The following is a 19,117-nucleotide window of genomic DNA, read 5'->3' as shown; positions in this document are numbered from 1 at the left end:
TGGATGCGTCCCAGCGATACACCGCACACCGGGCCGGCTCGCCGAGGAAAAATTCTAATCCTCGCAACCCATTGCTCTGTAAGCCATTTATCAGTCGCCGTCGGCCATCGAGCCGTCCCCGGCACACGCATTGCTCGAAGCGATCGTCCATCGACACGGACCGCGCCGTCAGGAGAAACAGGCGCGATGTGCAGCAGGGATAGGAGGGGGGCTGCTTCGGAGAGCCGCCCGGGACCGTTCAAACAAATGACGAATGCGGTTTCTGGCGGCGCGGTGTCCGAAGCGGAACGCCCGTAGATCAATGGGTCGAGAGCCCACATCGATATAGGTGAACACAATGAAAATGATCCGAACCATGGCGGCCGTTGTTGCGGTTGCATCTGTTCTGAGCGCATGCGGCGGTGGGTCCGACGACGTCGGCAAGGAACTCGGCCTGACCAATCCGCAGATTCACTTCATTCACGCGATTCCGAGCGGCCCGGCCGTCGACTTCCTCGTGAACGGCAGCGCACCATCCGGGCAAACGAACGTCTCGTATAAAGGCGTGACGAACTTCACCAATATCAACACCGGTTCCACCAATGTCGGCTATGCGGCAACCGGCACGACGACCGCGCTCGCGAGCGGCAACTTCCCGAACGTCGCGAAGGGCCACGAATACACCGTGCTGGCGCTGCCGGGTGTCGCCGCGCCGGACATCGGCCTGATCGACGATCCGTTCGACAAGGGGCTGCTGTCCAATAGCGCGCGGGTGCGCAGCTTCAACGCATCGGCGAACGCGAGCAACCTCGATCTGTATCTGGTCCAGTCCAGCGCCACGGACATCACCAACGTCTCGCCGACGATGTCGGGTGTCGCATTCAAGAACGCGGTGCCGGCGAGCGGGCAGGATTCGATCTACGTGTCCGGCGGCCAGTACGTGCTGATCGCGACCGCGGCGGGCAGCAAGACGCCGATCTTCCAGTCGCCATCGTTCACGCTGTCGAACAATGCCGACTGGTTGGTGACGTCGGTGCCGATCGGCGGCGCGCTGAGCCAGTTGGTGCCGGGGCAGATCCATTTGCTGATCGCGCAGAACGGCAACACCAGCACGCCGAGCATCGAGTTGTCGAATACGCTGACGGGTGAATAACCGGGTGAGCTAACCCGACGCGACGGGCGAAGGCCATAGACGACACGTCCTGGGGAGGACGGAGCGGCGATCCACGCGAGTGGGTCGCCGCTTTGTTTGTGTCGATATGGATGACTGCGTATTTGCTGCCGGCAGGCACGTTCTCAGAAAGCCCGCCTGGGACCGAGACACGCGCTTCACGCAAGAACACACATGGGGCTCACGCAAGAACCCGGGCCAGAGAGTCAGGCAAGAGCCCAACTAAAGCGCCGCCAGGACACCCACAAAAAAAGCCCGCCACGGTTCCGCGTGACGGGCTGTCGAATCTCTGCATGACCCGGCGCCGCGAAAGCGCCGGCCCTTCAGCTACTCGCGCATTGCCGGCTTACTTGGCCTTTTCCGCCGAGTTCGAGAGGGCGTTGCCGCCCTTCGAAATGTCCTCGCCCGCGCCGGCCATCGTGTTGCAGCCGGAGAGCGCGGCCACCGAGCCAGCAATGAGAAACAAAGCGATCAGTCGAGCCATGGAAGTTCTCCTTGTCGAGAATGCGTCGGTTGACGTGCCGGGGTTGCATGGCACGCGCTAGCTATCGTCCGACCGGGCCTTACGCCAGTCGATCCGGTCTGATTGCATGGTAAAAAAAGGGCGGGGGCGGCGCTGTCAGTTACGCTGCGATTTTGTTGTAGGCGTGCTCCGGTGTTTGCGTCGGCGCACTCCTACAACGTGCTCGGCGGCTGCCGCGCAGCCTCGCTAGACGGGCGTTCGCGAGGGCGTCGCCGGCGGCAGATCGACTGACGGCGTCGCGGTGCTGACGCTCGGCATCGCCACGTCGATGTCAGTGCCGTTCGGCACGCCGCGCCGGATCTCGAAGTGTCCGCCACGCGCGGCGACTCGTTGGCGCATGCCGAGCAGCCCATGCGTATGCGTGCGCTTCAGATCGGCCGGCTGGATGCCGACGCCGTTGTCGGCGATATGCAGCGCCACCTGGCCGTCGCCGACCTGCAACGCGATCGACACCTTCGAGGCCCGCGCGTACTTCGCGGCATTCGTCAGCGATTCCTGCGCGACGCGAAAGAGCGCGATCTCGGTCTGTTCGTCGAGCTGGATGTCGTCGGCGGGCAGGTGCAGTTCGAGCGTCCAGTTGTTGCGCTGCGCGGCTTCGTCGCCGAGCGTGCGCAGCGCGGTGACGAGCCCGAAATTCGCCAGCACCGTGGGCCGCATATCCTCGATGATGCGCCGCTTGAGCGCGATACCCTGGTCGAGATTGGCGAGCGCGCGCGTGAGCTTTTCGGAGATCTCGGGCGCGCTGTCCTTCAGCTTGCGGTTGGCCCACGCGACGTCCATCTTGCTCGCCGTCAGGATCGCGCCGAGTTCGTCGTGCAGTTCGCGCGCGAGCTGGGTTTTTTCGTTTTCGCTGACCGCCTGCAAGTGCCAGCCGAGCGCTTCGAGCTGACGCGTGCGTTCAGCTACGAGCTGGTCGAGCCCCTCCTGTTGAGTGATCAGCTGACGCTGTACGCGCGCCTGCCGGTCGATCTGAATGCCGAGATTGCGGAACAGCAGAATGAACAGCACGATGTTCAGCGCCGACAGGCCCGCCGCGCACAGCGTCGAGATCCGCTGATCGGCGCGGCTCGCGGCGAGCGCGTGCTGCGCGCGGCGCTCCTCGTTGTCGCGCAGCAGCGTGAGGGTGCTGTCGATCAGCGAGGCGTCGGCGGGGTTGACGTCGCTTGCGTTGCCGCATGCGCCGAGATCGAGTGGATGCGGCGCCGCGTGCTGCAACGCGGCGGCGCCCGCACCGATGCGCGCTTCGATCAGCGCGAGAATCTGCGTGAAGCTGGCGAGTTCGGCGCTGTCTGCGCCGCCGCTGCGGTAGAAGCGGTCCAGTTGCTGCGTGCTCTGACGAATACGCGCCGCGGTCGAACAGAAAGCGTGAGCGGAGACCTCGTCCTTCGTCAGAAGAAAATGGTTCTGCTCGGCCGAGAGACGCGATAGCTGACTCGCGAGCGTGCTCAGTTGCACGGTGACATCGCGCGCTTCGAGCGCGGTTTCGTATTCGGCGGTAATGCGTTGGCGCGCCGTTTCGAGAATCACGAGCCCGCCCACCGTGATGACGATCGCGACCGTCATCGCAATCGCCCAGCTGCGGGTGCGCATCCAGTCGGCGAGGCGCGCTGCTGCGCCTTGTTCAGCTAATTGCGGCGCGCTCGACATGTTCTGAACATCTGGCACGTTCGGCTCCTCGGATGGGCCACCAGTGTAACGTCCGTGGCGTCCGGCAGCGATGGTGGCAGGGTTCGCGCTCACGGGCCGCTGCCGCGTTTTGCATGACCGGCGCGTTGCCGTGGCCACGTGATTCCTTCGTCGCCGCTCGCGTATTGCAGCGCGATCAGCGCCATCACGGCGCGAACGGCTCATCCCGCACAGCGCATCCTCAGCGTAACGCCGCCGTAATCCAATGTAAGCGGATTCTCACACGAAAACCGGCCTGCGCCGGAATGCGCGCGGTGCCGCCGATCGATAGGATGGACCTGATCGTTCATTCATTATTTCGGGAGGAAGCCATCATGTTGAAGTGGGCGTTGTTCTTCGCCGTCATCGCGGTGATCGCGGGGCTTCTCGGCTTTACCGGCGTGGCGGCCGGCGCGGCGGCGATCGCAAAGTTCCTGTTCGTCGTGTTCGTCATTCTGTGCGTGGTGTTCCTCGTGCTGGGCTTCGTGGTGACGAAGAAAATCGTCGATTAGCGCCGCTCGGCGAGCCGGTTGCGCACCGCCCCTGATATGGGAGCGCGGTTCGCGTCAGACCGATGTCAGTCGATATCCGTCGATACCCACAGAAAAGGAGAGTCGCCATGCTTCACTATGCCGTCGTCTTTTTCGTCATTGCGATCATTGCCGCCGTGTTCGGTTTTACCGGCATCGCGGCAGGCGCGGCCGAAATTGCGAAGATTCTGTTCTATATTTTTCTGGTCGTGTTCGTGGTCACGTTGCTGCTCGGTGTATTCCGGACATAGACCTGCGCGCACCAGCGCGTAGTCATGATCCCTACCGGCGCATCAGGCGCGATTCGTGCGGGATGCGCAGTTTCCCCCCATACCGCAGAAAGGAGAATTTTGATGGCGAACCAATCTGGCGATACCTTTGTGATGGACGTCAAGAAGATCCGCGAGGATGCGCGCAGGCACATGTCGGATGGTGCGGTCACGCAGACCTATGGCGCGGATCTGAATACGGTGCTGAAGCTGCTCAACGACGCGCTGGCCACCGAAATCGTCTGTGTACTGCGCTATAAGCGACACCACTTCATGGCCAAGGGCATCAATTCGGAAGCCGTGGCGGCGGAATTCGCCGCACATGCGGCCGAAGAGCAGGGCCACGCGGACAGCATCGCCGAGCGCATCGTGCAACTGGGCGGCGAGCCGGATTTCGCGCCGGACGGTTTGAAGACGCGCGCGCACTCCGAGTACAAGGAAGGCGAGAACCTCACGGACATGATCAGGGAGAATCTGGTCGCCGAACGTATTGCGATCGACACGTACCGCGAGATCATCCGCTATCTCGGCGAGAAGGACGTGACGACGCGGCGTCTCTTCGAAGAGATTCTCGCCGTCGAGGAAGAGCATGCCGACGATATGGCGGACCTGCTCGTGGGCCGGGAATAAGGAAACCCACGAAGATTCACGCAGACGTGCGGACGGCGCGGCGCGCGGGGGGGGCCGAAGGTGTGCCGCATCGCAGACGTCGTCCGCTCTGTCGACTTCCGGCTAAGCCTCGGCGTGAGCGCGTTCTGGAGGTCATTACAATGTCTGCTTTGGAGCGATTCCAGCGCAGGGACACCAAACCGATGATTCGAGTGTTGATAGCCGACGACCATGCGATCGTCCGCGGCGGCTTCAGACAGTTCGTCGCCGACGAACCGGATATGTGCGTCGCAGCCGAAGCCGCCACCGGCGACGAAACCATCAGCCTCGTGCGCGAGCAGGCGTTCGACGTGGTCCTGCTCGACATCGCGATGCCGGACAAGAACGGCATCGACACGCTGCGCGTGATCAGGCAGGTGCGTCCCGAACAGGGCGTGCTGATCCTGTCCGGCTACCCCGAGAGTCAATATGCGATCAACCTGCTGCGCGCGGGCGCGAACGGTTATCTGAACAAGGACTGCGAGCCCGACGAAATCGTGCGGGCGATTCGCGCGGTGGCGCGCGGGCATCGTTATCTGTCGGAGGCGGTGGCCGACACGCTCGCCGACAATCTCGACAAGCCGGCCGCGGGGCGGCCGCATGAAGCACTGTCCGAGCGTGAGTTCCAGATTTTCTGCAAGCTCGCGGCCGGGCAGATTCCCACCGGGATCGCGGAGGAACTGCATCTGTCCGTGAAGACGGTGAGCACGTACCGCGCGCGCGTGCTGGAGAAGATGCGGTTGGCGAACAATGCCGATCTGACTTATTACGCGATCAAGAACGGCTTGATCGAATAATGGACGATCGAGATGCCCCGATGAACAGCGAATCGAACCCAGTTGCCGAGCAAGCCCGTCACGCGCCGCTGCGCGTGCTGCTGATCGAGGATTCGCCGCTGATCCGCCGCAGCCTCGTGGAAGCGATCGACGCCTCGGGTTCGCTGCAGGTGGCCGCGTATGCCGATTCCGCCGATCAGGCGATCGCGCTCCTGAGCGACGAAGCCTTCGATGCAGTGATCGTTGACCTGCAGTTGCGGGAGGGTTCGGGCGCGCCCGTGCTCGCCTATTTGCAGCGCGAAGGGTTGATCGACTCGATGTTCGCGGCCGTATTGACCAATCACGCGTTGCCCGCGTATCGGGAGCGCTGCGAGCAGTACGGCGTGCGCCACTTCTACGACAAGTCGTTCGAGTTCGATCGCGTCATCGATGCGCTGCACGAGTATGCGTCGGCGCGAAGCGGCGGGTGAGCGTGCTGCGTGGCAGACGAGTCGGCGCGCACTAGATCGGATGCGCCGACGCGAGGCAAACGCGAACCGGCACTGAGCGTGCGACCAGCGTGAACCAGATGCGAGACAAGTGCTGTGAGGCAGGTGCTGTGAAGCAGGCACTGTGAGGCAAGCGCCGGCCGCGCACAAGACAAGCGCCAATCAGTCTGAGAGGAACACGGGTCAAGCGCGACCCAATGTCCCCTCCGCCTGCCCGCCGACCACTCAGCCTGATGCACCGCGCGACGGCAGCCGCAAATGATTCCATGCCGCCAGACCCGCAAACACGAGCCCCGCCACGCTGACGCCGAGCCACCCAAAGGCCGGCCAGGCCACCGCGCCGACGCCCGAGCCGAGCGCTCCGCCGATGAAATACGCCACCATGTACACCGTATTCACGCGGCTGCGTGCATCGGGCTTCAGCGCGTAAATGCGCGATTGATTGGAAATCTGCGCGGCCTGCACGCCGATGTCGAGCACGATCACGCCCACCACCAACCCGGCGATACTCCTGGCCGACGCGCCGAACACGACGAACGCGAGCGCCACCAGCGCGATCGACACGGTGATGATCGCGCGCGGTCCACGCCGGTCGGCGAACTTGCCGGCGAGCGGGGCGGCCATGGCCCCCGCCGCGCCGACGATCCCGAACAGCCCCGCCGCCTGCGGCCCGAGATGAAACGGCGCGCCTGCCAGCAGCAATGCAAGCACCGACCAGAAAATGCTGAATGCCGCGAACAGCGCCGCGCCGGTCAGCGACGCTTCACGCAGCGCGCGATGCTCGACCAGCAGATGCCACATCGACACCAGCAGCTTGCCGTAAGGCAGCGTGGAGGTCGGCTGGCTCTTCGGCAAGCGCAGGATGATCACGACCGCCAGCGCCAGCAAGGCGACGACCGATGCGCCGAACACCGCGCGCCAGCCGAAATACTGGGCTATCACACCCGAGGCGGTCCGCGCCAGCAGGATGCCCAGCAGCAAACCGCTCATCACCATGCCGACCGCGTGGCCGCGCTCGGACGGCGGCGCGAGTTCGGCCGCGAACGGCACCGCCTGCTGCGCGATGGTGGCGAGCACGCCGATCGCCAGACTCGCGACGATCAACACCGCGAGCGTCGGCGCAGCCGCCGCCACGACCAGCGCGGCGCACATGCCGGCGATCTGCAGCAGGATCAGGCGGCGGCGGTCGAAGCGATCGCCGAGCGGGGCGAGCAGCAGCATGCCGGCCGCGTAGCCGAGCTGCGTGACGGCCGGCACCGTGCCGACCCACGACGCGCTGCCCGGAAACGACTGGCGGAAATTATCGAGCAGCGGCTGGTTGTAGTAGATGTTCGCGACCGAGACGCCGGCGATGGTGGCGAGCAGAAACAGTAGGCCGCGCAACGACCGGTCGGCGGAAGCGGGAGTGGAAGCGTCGGAAGTGGACATTGAGAGAGGCGGATCGACGGACCGGCCCATGCACGGTCCTTAAGCGTGCCGATCATACCGGAGCGGGGAGGTTTGCGCTGACGGCGGCGACGTGTGCGAAAAGGCGTCGGGAAAGAGCCGTTTGCAGCCCCGGCCGCCGATTTGCCGGGTGGTGCGCGCTGCTGGTGTCGCGTCAAGCGGCGTGTTTTCCGCGACATGTGCAAACGTGGCCGTTCGCGATTCTCGAGAGGCGTACCGGCACCCGGCCGTTCGGCGATGACATGGCTCACGCGATCGGCGCTGAGATCGCGCTGCCCGCGGACGGCTTCGTGCAGGCCGCCGCGCTCGGGACACCGCACGTCGGGTGGTCCCGGCGCGAGCGGCGACGCTCAGTCGATCAACGCGCCTTCAGGTTCGTAAAACGGATAGGGCCCGTCGGCGCGCTCCACATAGGCGTGATGCGTGACGATGCCAGTGGCCGGATCGTAGCGATGCAACGCATACGCGGGCGGTTCCATCACGAACGCCGATGGCCCATCGTCGCGCAGATCGAGCCCGACCTGATGGCCTGGCGCCGGCACCGCGGACGCGATCGTGCCGCCAAAGCGCACGAACATCGGCCGATGCACGTGCCCGCAGATCACCCGCTCCACGTTCGGATGACGCGCGATCAACGCCGCGAGCTTGTCGGCGGCGGCCGGGTCGAGCCGCAGCGAGTCCATATGGCTGATGCCGCAGGCGAACGGCGGATGATGCAAGGCCACCACCGTGGGCTTGTTTCCGGCCGCATCGAGTTGCGCCGCGAGCCACGCGAGCCGTGCGTCGCACAGCGTGCCGGCGCTTTGGCCGGGCACCATCGAATCGAGTGCGATCAGGCGCAGCGGCCCGACGTCCACCGCGTATTGCACGAACTCGCCGCCGCTGCGCAATTCCGCGCGCTCGGGAAACGCCGCGCGCAACGCGATGCGCGCATCGTGATTGCCGACCAGCAGGAAGTAGGGAACGGCCAGCGGCGCGAGCAAGGTCTTCAGGTGTTCGTATTGTTCCGGATCACCCTGATCGACGAGATCGCCGGTCATGATGACGGCGTCGGGGCGCGGTTCGAGCGCATTGAGCGCGGCGACGCAGCGCGCGAGGTACGCTGCGGTGTCGACCCGGCGGTAAGCGAGCGCGCCGGGGCGTTTGATATGCAGGTCGCTGATTTGAGCCAGCAGCATGGGGAGTCCTTGTCATTGCGCGCCGGGGCACGGCGCGGCGTTATCACGATAGCGCAATCAGCGCGTCCTGCGAGATCGAGATGCCGACCGGCGTGCCGCGCGCCAGCTCGACCCGGCCGGCAACGTCGATCAGCAGCGGGTCCGGTGCGGCGCCGCCGATCGTCAGACGCGTGCGCTCGCCGAGAAACGCGCTGCTTTCGATGCAACCGCGCAGATGCGCGGTTGCCGGGTCGGCCAGCCACGCGTCTTCGGGGCGAAAGAAGATCTCGTGCGGCTGATGCGTGTGCAGGCTCGTGTGTGGGGGCATCGACGGCAGCGGCACGGCGCCGCCGCGCGTCGTCAGCATGCCGTCGCGCGCTTCGCCCGCTAGCCGGTTGATCGTGCCGACGAATTGCGCGACGCTCCGGTTCGCGGGCCGATAGTAGATGTCACGCGGCGAGCCGATCTGTTCGATGCGCCCCGCGCTCATCACGACGATGCGGTCGCCCAGTTCCATCGCCTCCGCCTGGTCGTGCGTCACGTAGACGGTCGTGATGCCCAGCTCGCGCAGCAGTGTATTCATCTCGCTGCGCAAGGTGTCGCGCAGGCGCGCGTCGAGCGCGGTGAGCGGCTCGTCGAGCAGCAGCACGCGCGGCTGCACCGCAAGTGCGCGCGCCAGCGCCACGCGTTGACGCTGACCGCCCGAAAGCTGGTCGATCGGTTTGTCGGCGTGCGCGGTGAGACGCATCATGCCGAGCAGTTCGTCGACGCGCTGCCGCGCGGCCGCGGCCGGCATGCGCCTGATCTTCAGGCCATAGCCGATGTTGCCGCGCACGCTCAGGTTGGGAAACAGCGCATAGCTCTGAAACACCATGCCGACCTGGCGCTTTTCGATCGGCAACGCGGTGACGTCGTCGTCGCCGAACGCGATGCGTCCACCGGCGTCCGGCGTTTCGAGTCCGGCGATCATGCGCAGAGTCGTGGTCTTGCCGCAGCCGGAGGGCCCGAGCAAGACCAGTGTTTCACCTGCGTCGATCCGTAGATCGAGCGGTTCGAGCACGCGCGTGCCGCGAAAGGTTTTCGCGCATTGCGTGAGCGTGATCGGAATGGATGCAGTCGCGGAGGCAGGGTTCATGGTGTGTCGACGGAATTCGAAGAGGGCCTGGCGGAAGTGTTCGTGGCGGGATACGCAGCGTTTATGGCCACATCGGTCTTGACGTCATTCGCAACCCGCTTCGCAGCAGAAGCGTTGCCGCGTTTCGCCGCCGCGCCGCGCTGACCGGTCGCATCGACGCCGAGCCATTGCATCGCGACGAGCAGGGGCATCGTCATGATGAAGAACAGAATGGTGTACGCGCTGCCGATCTCGATGCGCAACGACGCATAGGTGTCGGCGAGGCCGACCGGCAGCGTCTTCGTCTCGGGCGTGTGCAGCATCCACGTGAGGTTGAATTCGCCGATCGACAGCGTCAGCACCGCCAGTGCGCCGGCGACGATGCCCGGCCGCGCGTTCGGCAGCACGATCGTCACGAAGCGTGTGAAGAAGCTCGCGCCGAGGCTCGCCGCGCCTTCCTCGAGCGTGCGCAGATCGCTGCTTGCGCACACCGCGGCGACCGCTCGCACCATGAACGGCAGCGTGAACACCACGTGTCCGACCACGATGAACGCGGCACTCATGCGCAACCGCGTGAAGCCGCCGTAGATGACCAGCAGCGCGAGCGCGGACGCGAGACCGGGCAGTGCGATCGGCAGCACGAGAAATTCTTCGATGATGCGCGAGAGCCGCGTCCTGCTGCGCGCGAGCACGTAGCCCGCGGGCACGCCGGTCAGCAACGTGATGACGAGCGTCGCCGCCGCGACTTCGAGCGACAGCCACACCGAGCCGTGATACTGCGTCCACACTTCGATGAGCCAGCGCAGTGTGAGTCCGCTGGAGACGCCTTTGAAGTAATTGACCGTGAGCCCGGCCATGATCGACATGATGACCGGCACGATCAGAAACGCGCACAGCAGCAGGGTGACGAGCCATTGACCGGCGGCGAGCCATGTCCGCGCGCCGGGTGCGCGCAGCCGTGAGCGTGCGCGAGTGCCTGGCTGGGTCACGGATCGTGCTGAAGCAGTGATGGAATTCATCGGCGTGTCGTCGTCAGGTTGGGAAGCGCCGGGTCGGGACATGCTACTCATGCGCTCGCCGCCACCGCCGCGCCGCTCACGCTGCGCGCGAACGCCAGCACGGCCCACGTGACGATGCCGAGCACGATGGACAGACCCGCGGCCGTCACCATGTTCGCGTTGAGGGTGAACTCGGTGTAGATGGTCATCGGCAGCACGTCGATGTCGGTGGCGAGCGTGAAGGCCGTGCCGAACGCGCCCATCGCGGTGGCGAAGCACACGGCGCCCGCCGCGACCAGTCCCGGCGACAGTGCCGGCAGCACGATGTCGCGCGTGATGCGCCAGGGCGATGCGCCGAGCGAGCGCGCCGCTTCTTCGAGCGAGGCGTCGAGCCTCGTCGCCGAGGCCATCACCGTGACGATCACGCGCGGAATCGAGAAGTACAGGTAGCCGAGAAAGAGGCCGCTCATCGAATACGCGAACACCCAGCGCTCGCCGGTGAGTTTCAGCGACAGCGCGCCGATCAGCCCCTGGCGTCCCGCCAGCATGATGACCATGAAGCCGACCACCACGCCGGGAAACGCGAGCGGGAACGTCAGAAGCGCGAGCAGCGTGCGCTTGAACGCGAACTCGCGGCGCGCGAGCAGCAGCCCGGCGATCACCGATAACACCAGCGTCGCCGCCGTGACCGCCGCCGACAGCACGACGGTCGCGCCGAGGCTCGACATGTAGCGCGGATTCGTCAGCATCGCGCGATAGGTGGCGAACGCGTGGCCGTCGCCGCTCAACTGCGCAAGCGCGGCCATCGGCAGCAGCCAGAACGCGAGGAATACCGCCAGCGCCGGCGCGATCAACGCGATGCGCCAGCGCAGCGGGAACGTGATGTCGTTCAATGCATCACCTGCAGATAACGTTCGCCGAAGCTCGCCTGCTTCTCGGCCATCTTGCCGAAGTCGACCGCTTTGGCGCGGGCGTAGTCGCTCGCGGGCAGGAATTTCGCGGCGCTTTCCGGGCTCATCGCGTTTGCACGGACCGGGCGCAGATAGGCGTCGGCCCACAGTTTCTGGCCTTCGTCCGAAAGCACGAAGTCGAGCACCTTGCGACCGTTGGCGTCGTGCGGCGCGCCTTTCACGAGGCTCATCACGTAAGGCACCGAGATCGTGCCTTCTTTCGGAATCACAAACTCGACGTTCGCATGATCTTTGTATTTCGCGCGATAGGCGTCGAAATCATAGTCGAGCAGGATCGGGATTTCACCGGACATCACGCGCGCGTACGCGGTCTGCTTCGGCACGATCGGCGCGTTGGCCTTCAGCTTGCGGAACCAGTCGAGGCCCGGCTCGAAGTTATCGAGCGTGCCGCCGAGCGCCTGGTTCACCGCGACTGCGCCCGCATAGCCGACGAACGCGCTCGACGGATCGAGGTAGCCGATCATGCCTTTGTATTCCGGCTTCAGCAGATCAGCCCACGAGCGCGGCACCGGCTTGCCTTCGAGCGCGTCCTTGTTGACGAAAAAGCCCAGCGTGCCCGAGTGGATCGTGAACCAGTAGCCTTGCGGGTCTTTCAGGTTGGCGGGGATATCGTTCCAGTGCGCCGGTTTGTACGGCTGGATCACGCCCTTGTCCTTCGCCTGGAACGCCGACGATACGCCGAGGTACACCACGTCGGCGACCGGGCTTTTCTGCTCCGCCATCAGTTGCGCGATCGACTGGCCGGAGTTCTTGTTGTCGAACGGCACCCGGATGCCGGTCTTTTGCTGGATCGCCTTGATCTGGCTCGCCCAGTCGGCCCATTCCGGCGGGCAGTTGTAGCAGATCGCGGTTTCGTCGGCATGGGCCGCTTGCGGGGCGACGGCGGCGAGCGCCGCGCCGGTGGCGATCATGAGGTGCGCGAGACGGCGCCACAGCGGGTTGAGCGACGAAGCGAGGCGTGAGGGTGAGCGGATCACTGCGGGTCTCCTGGAGAGGACGAGAGCGGGTGGTTTGAGGTTGGGTCGATCAAACGGGTGTTGGGGCTTCCGGCTTGTTGCGAAGCCGCGTAGGTGAGGCGTGGGTGCGATGCCTGCGGCTCGCGGCGCCACTCACGCGGCCCCGGCGCGGCTTATGCAACGGCTCAGGCCAATGGCTGTGCGGTCGCCGCCGAAGCACGCGGTGACGTACTGTCCGTGCGATTCGAAATCGCCGCGATGGTCGCGCCTTCGCGCAAGCTGTGCGGCAAGGTCAATGCGGGCGATGGGCTGCCGGATGCGTCGTCATCGCCGGTGACGCGCGCGAGCAGGCGCCGCCAGGCCGCACAGCCGATCTCGCGATTCGGCGCGCAGATGCTCGCGAGCGGCGGCGACAGCAGCTCGCCCATCGCGAGGCCGTCGAAACCGAGAATCGACATGTCCTGTGGAATTCGCAGACGCGCGCGACGCAGCCCGCGCATCACGACCATCGCGAGCAGGTCGTTGCTGCAGAAGAGGGCGGTCGGGCGACTCTGCCCGCTCGTCAGATGCGCGAGCACGGACGGCGCCAGTTCTTCCGCGTTGAAATCGACTTCGAGCGCCGGCGCGGGCGTGAGACCGGCTTGCTGCATGGCCTGCGCGTAGCCGAGATGGCGTTGACGCGCGCGGTCCGACGCGGCCAGCGTGCCCGCCAGCATCAGGATGCGGCGATGGCCGTGTGCGATCAGCGAGCGCACGCCATCGTAGGCGGCGAGGCGGTTGTCGACCGATACCGACGGCCGCCGCACCGTGTCGTTGTGCATCAGCACGTAGAGCAGGCCGGCGCGGTCGAGTTCGTCGAGCAGCGGATGCGTGTCGGCGTCGGTGACGGTCAGAATCAGTCCTTCGACGCGCTGTTCGCGCAGCGTTTCGATGGCGTGGCGTTCGCGGTCCGCGTCGTACTGGGTCGTCATCAGCATGAGCCGGTAGCCTTGCGCCGACGCGAGCTCGTCGATGCCTTGCAGGCACTCGGCGAACACCGGATTGGCGAGCGTCGGCAGGATCACGCCGATCAGCCGGGTGCGCTCGCCGCGCAGCTGCCGGCCGAGCGGGCTGGGGCGGAAGTTCAGCGCGTCGATCGATTGACGCACCTTGTCGAGCGTGATCGGGTTCACGGTGTGCGGCGCGTTGATCGCGCGCGAGACCGTGGCGATGGAGAAGCCCGCGTGGGCGGCGACATCTTTGATCGTCGGGATCATGGTTTCCGCTCTGGCTGTAAACGTTTTCGTGAGCGGATTATCGGGAACGATTGTGACTGCCGGATGACTCCGGTTTCGGGTGAGGCGAGGGGGAATGGCAGCGGGTGTCTGCAGCACGAGGCGCCGGTTGGTGCGCCCGCCGGGCAATGGTAGAATTCGCGTCCACGCGCGCTTGCAGCCCCTGCCGGGGTGATGAAATTGGTAAACATAGCGGACTTAAAATCCGCCGCTTAACGGCTTACGGGTTCAAGTCCCGTCCCCGGCACCAATGATAATTGGGCGGAATTTTGGCTTTTCTGATCCTGCGCCGCGAAATCAGGCCTGCTCTGTAAGACCCTATCGAGTCGCCGCGACTCTAGCGTTCAACGCTTTTCCCAGCGCCTGCGCCGTCGTCGTGAACTTCACCCACACGCAGTTGACGTCTGCCATCGAAGCTGCCATCAAAGCCCGTCGGCGGTTGCTGCCCTCGGAGTTCGTTTCGCCGATACGGTCGAACTGCGCTGACGACGACCTGTTTGCGCGTTAAGCGAATATCGAGTCCGATATGGGGTTCAAGATCGAACCGGATCAAATCATCCGGTGCGGCCGACAAGGGGATCTGCATGATCGAGGCTTCTTCAAGCCCAATCCCGACGTCGCGGCGCCCGGCGCAGCCGGTCGTGTTACGCTCCCTCGGCCGCCGATGAACCGACGCGCGAACACATGCACACCACCATGTCCCACCTGAAATGCCTGAGCGGCTACCCGGCGCCTTTGCAAGAGAAGGTGAGAAAGCTTATCGCCGACGAGCAACTGGGCATCTATCTCAGCACGCGCTACCCGAACACGCACGACGTGCAAACCGACCGCGCGCTGTACGCCTACTGCGCTGAGCTCAAACGCGAACACCTGCGCAGTGCCGAGCAGATCGACAAGGTCACTTACGACAGCAAACTCGACGTGGTCCGCCACGCGTTGGGCCTGCACACGAGCATTTCGCGCGTGCAGGGCGGCAAGCTGAAGGCGAAGAAGGAAATCCGCATTGCGTCGCTATTCAAAGGCGCGGCGCCGGAGTTTCTGAAGATGATCGTGGTGCACGAACTCGCTCATCTGAAGGAGAGCGATCACAACAAGGCGTTCTATCGTCTCTGCGAGTTCATGCAACCCGGCTACCATCAGATCGAATTCGATTTGCGTCTTTACCTGACGCATCGCGATCTGGCTAAAAAGCAGGGCTGACGGCCCTTCAGGCCGCCACTGCCTCGAGCGCCGCCGAGGCCTTCAGCAACACGGGAATCGACTTCGAAGTCGGCGTGCCCGCGCCATCGGCCACCGACGACAGCGGCACGAGCGGATTCGTCTCCGGGTAATAAGCGCCGAGGCACCCGCGCGGAATGTCGTACTCCACGAGCAGAAAACCGTCGGCATGCCGCTCGATGCCATCGGCCCACACGCTCGTGATATCCACCCGCTGTCCCGCGACGAAACCGAGCATCGCCAGATCGTCCTTGTTCGCGAACAGCACGCGCCGTTGTCCATAGACGCCGCGATAGCGGTCATCGAGGCCGTAAATCGTCGTGTTGTACTGATCGTGCGAACGCGTGGTCATCAGCGTCATCAGCTTCTCGCCATGCTCCTTGCGCGCCTGATGAATCGGCGTCGCGACGTCGATCGCATGCACGAGGAACTGCGCCTTGCCGCTGGGCGTCTTCCAGATCCGCTCGCGCGACGCCACGCCCAGGTGAAAACCGCCCGGGTTCTTCAGGCGCTCGTTGTAATCGTGGAAGCCCTCGATCACCTTCGCGATGCCGTCGCGAATCAGCGCGTAATCCGCCGCCTGCGCGAGCCAGTCCACCTTGCCGCTGCCGAGCGTCGCATGCGCCATCCGTGCGACGATCGCGATCTCCGACAGCAGATTCTCCGACGCCGGCTTGTTCATCCCATACGAGATGTGCACCATGCTCATCGAATCCTCGACGCTCACGCCCTGCGCGACACCGTTCTGCAGATCGATCTCGGTGCGCCCGAGCGTCGGCAGGATCAGCGCGTCGCGGCCATGCACGAGGTGGCTGCGGTTCAGCTTGGTCGTGATGTGCACGGTCAGATCGCACGAGCGCATGGCTTCCCACGTGCGCGGCGTATCCGGCGTCGCAATCGAGAAGTTGCCGCCGAGACCGATGAACACCTTCACCTTGCCGTCGAGCATCGCCTGGATCGTGTTGACCACGTCGAGCCCGTGCTCGCGCGGCGGCTCGAAATCGTAGACCTCGCCGAGCCGGTCGAGAAACGCCTGGGTCGGTTTCTCTTCGATACCGACCGTGCGGTCGCCCTGCACGTTCGAATGGCCGCGAACCGGGCACAGCCCCGCGCCGCGCCGGCCGATATTGCCGCGCATCATCATCAGGTTCGACAGCAGTTGCACCGTCGGCACCGAATTCTTGTGCTGCGTGAGGCCCATGCCCCACGTCGAAATCACCGCGCGTCCCTTCACGTAGATGTCGGCGAGCTTCAGCACGTCGTCGAACGGCACGCCCGCTTCAGCGACGATGGTGTCCCAGCGCTCGGCGCGCAGATCATCGGCGAACGCATCGAAGCCCACCGTGTGTTCGGCGATGAAGCCGACATCCAGCACGCGTTCGAGACCGCAGGCAAGCGCTTCGTCGTCGAGTTCGATCACGCGCTTGGCGACGCCCTTGATCAGCGCGAAGTCGCCGCCCACTTTAGGGCGGATGAACACGGAGCTGATTTTCGTGCTGCCCATGGTCAGCATTTCCACCGGATGCTGCGGGCTCGCGAAGCGCTCGAGGCCGCGCTCCTTCAGCGGATTGATCGACACGATGGTCGCGCCGCGCTTCGCGCACTCGCGCAGTTCGCCGAGCATGCGCGGATGGTTGGTGGCCGGATTCTGGCCGAAGATCAGCAGCGTGTCGGCGTGTTCGAAGTCGTCGAGCGTGACCGTGCCCTTGCCGATGCCGACCGTATGCGGCAAGCCGCGGCTGGTCGCTTCGTGGCACATGTTCGAGCAGTCGGGGAAGTTGTTGGTGCCATACATGCGCACGAACAGCTGATACAGAAACGCGGCCTCGTTGCTCGCGCGGCCCGACGTATAGAACGCGGCGCGGTCCGGATCGTCGAGTTGCTTCAGGTGGCGCGCGATCAGATCGAACGCTTCGTCCCAACCGATCGGCACGTAACGGTCGCAGAGCGCGTCGTAGACGAGCGGGTCGGTCAGGCGGCCGTGCTGTTCGAGTTCGAAGTCCGACTGCGCCATCAGTTCTTCGACCGTGTGCTGCGCGAAGAAGGCGGGCGTCACGCGCTTGCTGGTCGCCTCGGCGGCCACCGCCTTGACGCCGTTCTCGCAGAACTCGAAGGTGGACGCGTGCTCGCGATCCGGCCACGCGCAGCCGGGGCAGTCGAAGCCGTCCGGCTGATTCTGTTTGAGCAGCGTGCGGTAGTTGCCGCCCGTCACCTTTTCCTTGATCAGGTTGATGGCGACGTACTTCAGTGCGCCCCAGCCGGCGGCGGGGTGCTTGTACGGTTCGATACGGGCTTCGCTGCTAGCTTCGGATTTCTTCATGATCTTGCCTGGATAAGGCCTGGCGCGTGTGGACGGCGCCTTTTAAGCCGATACCTGCAAGACTACTGTGTTCCAAAACGTGCGCTGCATACAGAAAATCGAAAAGCAGAGGGATACAGTTGCCTGATTTCTGTCATAGACTGACGCTTCCACCACGTTTGCGTTTGACCCAAGCCCTTGAAACTGTACGAAAAGCTCGCCGAGGAAATGACCGAAGCCGTGCGCCGCGGCGTGTTCGCGGCGGGCGAGCGGATTTTGTCGGTGCGCCAGGCGAGCCAGCAGCACGGCGTGAGCATCAAGACGGTGCTGCATGCGTATGCGTTGCTGGAAAGCCGGGGCATTGTCGAGAGCCGGCCGCAGGCCGGCTATTTCGTGCGTGACGCCGCCGCTCGCGCGCTCGCGCCCGCCGCGCCGCAGCCGGGCCGCAACCGCGCCCCGCAAGCCGCGCCGGTGGCCGCGGAGGTGGACGTGAGCCGGCTCGTGCTGTCGACGCTGCGCAGCATCCGCGCGCACGACGCCGTGCCGTTCGGTTCACCGTATCCCGATCCGTCGCTGTTCCCGTGGCGGCGCATCAACCAGTACGCGAACGCGATCGCGCGCCGTCAGGCGAGCTGGAATCTGATCGACGACCTGCCGCCCGGCAACCCCGAGCTGATCCGGCAGATCGCGCGGCGCTACGCCGAAAACGGCATGCCGGTCGATCCCGGCGAGATCGTCATCACGCTGGGCGCGACCGAAGCGATCAACCTGAGCCTGCAGGCGGTCGCCAAACCGGGCGACACCGTGGCCGTCGAATCGCCGACTTACTACGCGATGCTGCACGCGATCGAGCGCTTGGGCATGCGCGCCATCGAAGTGGCGACGCATCCGCAGCACGGCATCGACATCGAGGCGCTCGCGCAGGTGATCGCGCGGCAGAAGATCGCCGCCTGCATGGTGATGCCGAACTTCCAGAATCCGCTCGGCTTCCAGATGCCCGACGCGCGCAAGCGGCAACTGGTCGAGCTGCTCGCCGCGCACGAGATTCCCGCGATCGAGAACGACGTCTACCAGGAGCTGTATTTCGGCGACGCGCGGCCGTCGACGCTGAAGACCTACGACACGAAGGGATTGGTACTGCACTGCGCGTCGTTCTCGAAGAGTTTGACGGCGTCGTACCGGATCGGCTGGGCGCTGCCGGGACGCTACCGCGCGCAGCTCGAGAAGCTGAAGTTTCTCAATACGCTGACCACGCCTTCGGTGCCGCAGGTCGCCGTCGCGGATTACTTGCGGCAGGACGGCTACGATCGTCATCTGCGTCACGTGCGCAAGGTGTACCGGCAGCAGGCGAGCATCATGACGGCGCTGGTGCAGCGCTTTTTCCCGGTCGGCACGCGCATGTCGGCGCCGCAAGGCGGCTACGTGCTGTGGGTGGAATTGCCCGGCAGGGTCGATTCGATGCGGCTCTATCAGGCGGCGCTTGCGCGCAGCATCACGGTCGGACCCGGGATGATGTTTTCGACGCGCAACGATTTTCGCCATTTCATCCGGCTCAACTACAGCTATCCGTGGACGGCGCAGACCGAAGCGGCGTTGAAGACGCTGGGTGAACTCGCCAGACGGATGACGTAACAA

General features: G+C 64.9%; 19 protein-coding genes and 1 tRNA gene. 9 read left to right on the top strand and 11 right to left on the bottom strand.

Annotation, left to right across the window (positions count from 1 at the left end):
* The first annotated feature begins 337 nt into the window (after positions 1–337).
* Positions 338–1,132, top strand: coding sequence for a DUF4397 domain-containing protein (locus tag HV770_RS16035; protein WP_175161044.1), 795 nt, complete (start codon positions 338–340; stop codon positions 1,130–1,132).
* 364 nt (positions 1,133–1,496) lie between these two features.
* Here HV770_RS16035 and HV770_RS16030 read toward each other — a convergent pair whose 3' ends face one another.
* Positions 1,497–1,634 carry an entericidin A/B family lipoprotein gene (locus HV770_RS16030; protein WP_175161042.1) on the bottom strand — a complete coding sequence of 46 codons (138 nt, stop codon included), beginning with the start codon at positions 1,632–1,634 and terminating at the stop codon, positions 1,497–1,499.
* Positions 1,635–1,859: 225 nt separating this feature from the next.
* A complete protein-coding gene (locus tag HV770_RS16025) occupies positions 1,860–3,320 on the bottom strand; it encodes a sensor histidine kinase (RefSeq protein ID WP_246290939.1) in 1,461 nt (486 codons plus the stop codon).
* Between the two features lie 353 nt (positions 3,321–3,673).
* Here HV770_RS16025 and HV770_RS16020 point away from each other — a divergent pair, with 353 nt between their 5' ends.
* From HV770_RS16020 to HV770_RS16000, 5 genes are all read left to right on the top strand, one after another.
* Positions 3,674–3,850: a DUF1328 domain-containing protein gene (locus tag HV770_RS16020; RefSeq protein WP_012433645.1), complete on the top strand. Its 177-nt coding sequence runs from the start codon at positions 3,674–3,676 to the stop codon at positions 3,848–3,850.
* Between the two features lie 107 nt (positions 3,851–3,957).
* Positions 3,958–4,119: a DUF1328 domain-containing protein gene (locus HV770_RS16015; protein WP_075643714.1), complete on the top strand. Its 162-nt coding sequence runs from the start codon at positions 3,958–3,960 to the stop codon at positions 4,117–4,119.
* Positions 4,120–4,221: 102 nt separating this feature from the next.
* Complete coding sequence (locus HV770_RS16010; protein ID WP_175161038.1) at positions 4,222–4,767, top strand: ferritin-like domain-containing protein; 546 nt, start codon at positions 4,222–4,224, stop codon at positions 4,765–4,767.
* 182 nt (positions 4,768–4,949) lie between these two features.
* Positions 4,950–5,582: a response regulator gene (locus HV770_RS16005; protein WP_175161036.1), complete on the top strand. Its 633-nt coding sequence runs from the start codon at positions 4,950–4,952 to the stop codon at positions 5,580–5,582.
* A gap of 20 nt (positions 5,583–5,602) precedes the next feature.
* Entirely contained in the window at positions 5,603–6,031 is a 429-nt protein-coding gene (locus HV770_RS16000) for a response regulator (RefSeq protein ID WP_175161034.1), read from the top strand.
* 243 nt (positions 6,032–6,274) lie between these two features.
* On the opposite strand, the gene HV770_RS15995 is transcribed toward HV770_RS16000, so the two are convergent.
* The 7 genes from HV770_RS15995 to HV770_RS15965 form a co-directional block, all read right to left on the bottom strand.
* Positions 6,275–7,477, bottom strand: a complete 1,203-nt coding sequence (locus tag HV770_RS15995; RefSeq protein WP_175161033.1) for an MFS transporter — start codon at positions 7,475–7,477, stop codon at positions 6,275–6,277.
* Between the two features lie 368 nt (positions 7,478–7,845).
* Positions 7,846–8,673 (bottom strand): phosphodiesterase, encoded by an 828-nt coding sequence (locus HV770_RS15990; RefSeq protein ID WP_175161031.1) that lies wholly within the window; start codon positions 8,671–8,673, stop codon positions 7,846–7,848.
* 43 nt (positions 8,674–8,716) lie between these two features.
* Positions 8,717–9,787, bottom strand: coding sequence for an ABC transporter ATP-binding protein (locus tag HV770_RS15985; RefSeq protein ID WP_175161029.1), 1,071 nt, complete (start codon positions 9,785–9,787; stop codon positions 8,717–8,719).
* Positions 9,784–10,785, bottom strand: a complete 1,002-nt coding sequence (locus tag HV770_RS15980) for an ABC transporter permease (RefSeq protein ID WP_246290933.1) — start codon at positions 10,783–10,785, stop codon at positions 9,784–9,786. Before HV770_RS15980 ends, HV770_RS15985 begins: the two co-directional genes overlap by 4 nt.
* Before the next feature lie 47 nt (positions 10,786–10,832).
* A complete protein-coding gene (locus HV770_RS15975) occupies positions 10,833–11,657 on the bottom strand; it encodes an ABC transporter permease (protein WP_175161027.1) in 825 nt (274 codons plus the stop codon).
* On the bottom strand, positions 11,654–12,646 hold the full coding sequence (locus HV770_RS15970; protein WP_425497431.1) for an ABC transporter substrate-binding protein: 993 nt from the start codon (positions 12,644–12,646) through the stop codon (positions 11,654–11,656). Before HV770_RS15970 ends, HV770_RS15975 begins: the two co-directional genes overlap by 4 nt.
* Before the next feature lie 230 nt (positions 12,647–12,876).
* Complete coding sequence (locus tag HV770_RS15965; RefSeq protein WP_175161023.1) at positions 12,877–13,947, bottom strand: LacI family DNA-binding transcriptional regulator; 1,071 nt, start codon at positions 13,945–13,947, stop codon at positions 12,877–12,879.
* A 183-nt stretch (positions 13,948–14,130) separates the two neighbouring features.
* On the opposite strand from HV770_RS15965, the gene HV770_RS15960 reads away from it, so the two are divergent.
* A tRNA-Leu gene (locus HV770_RS15960) sits at positions 14,131–14,215 on the top strand.
* Positions 14,216–14,302: 87 nt separating this feature from the next.
* On the opposite strand, the gene HV770_RS15955 is transcribed toward HV770_RS15960, so the two are convergent.
* Positions 14,303–14,551, bottom strand: a complete 249-nt coding sequence (locus tag HV770_RS15955; protein ID WP_175161021.1) for a hypothetical protein — start codon at positions 14,549–14,551, stop codon at positions 14,303–14,305.
* A gap of 110 nt (positions 14,552–14,661) precedes the next feature.
* Here HV770_RS15955 and HV770_RS15950 point away from each other — a divergent pair, with 110 nt between their 5' ends.
* Complete coding sequence (locus tag HV770_RS15950) at positions 14,662–15,165, top strand: M48 metallopeptidase family protein (protein WP_175161019.1); 504 nt, start codon at positions 14,662–14,664, stop codon at positions 15,163–15,165.
* A gap of 7 nt (positions 15,166–15,172) precedes the next feature.
* On the opposite strand, the gene HV770_RS15945 is transcribed toward HV770_RS15950, so the two are convergent.
* Positions 15,173–17,503: an FdhF/YdeP family oxidoreductase gene (locus HV770_RS15945; RefSeq protein ID WP_175161017.1), complete on the bottom strand. Its 2,331-nt coding sequence runs from the start codon at positions 17,501–17,503 to the stop codon at positions 15,173–15,175.
* Between the two features lie 177 nt (positions 17,504–17,680).
* On the opposite strand from HV770_RS15945, the gene HV770_RS15940 reads away from it, so the two are divergent.
* On the top strand, positions 17,681–19,114 hold the full coding sequence (locus tag HV770_RS15940) for an aminotransferase-like domain-containing protein (protein ID WP_175161016.1): 1,434 nt from the start codon (positions 17,681–17,683) through the stop codon (positions 19,112–19,114).
* The last annotated feature ends 3 nt before the right edge of the window (positions 19,115–19,117 follow it).

Origin of the sequence: Paraburkholderia fynbosensis, assembly GCF_902859935.1 — a bacterium.
Taxonomy (GTDB): Bacteria; Pseudomonadota; Gammaproteobacteria; order Burkholderiales; family Burkholderiaceae; genus Paraburkholderia; species Paraburkholderia fynbosensis.
Note: the sequence above shows the minus strand (reverse complement) of the source record. Positions and strands in the feature narration are given on the sequence as shown.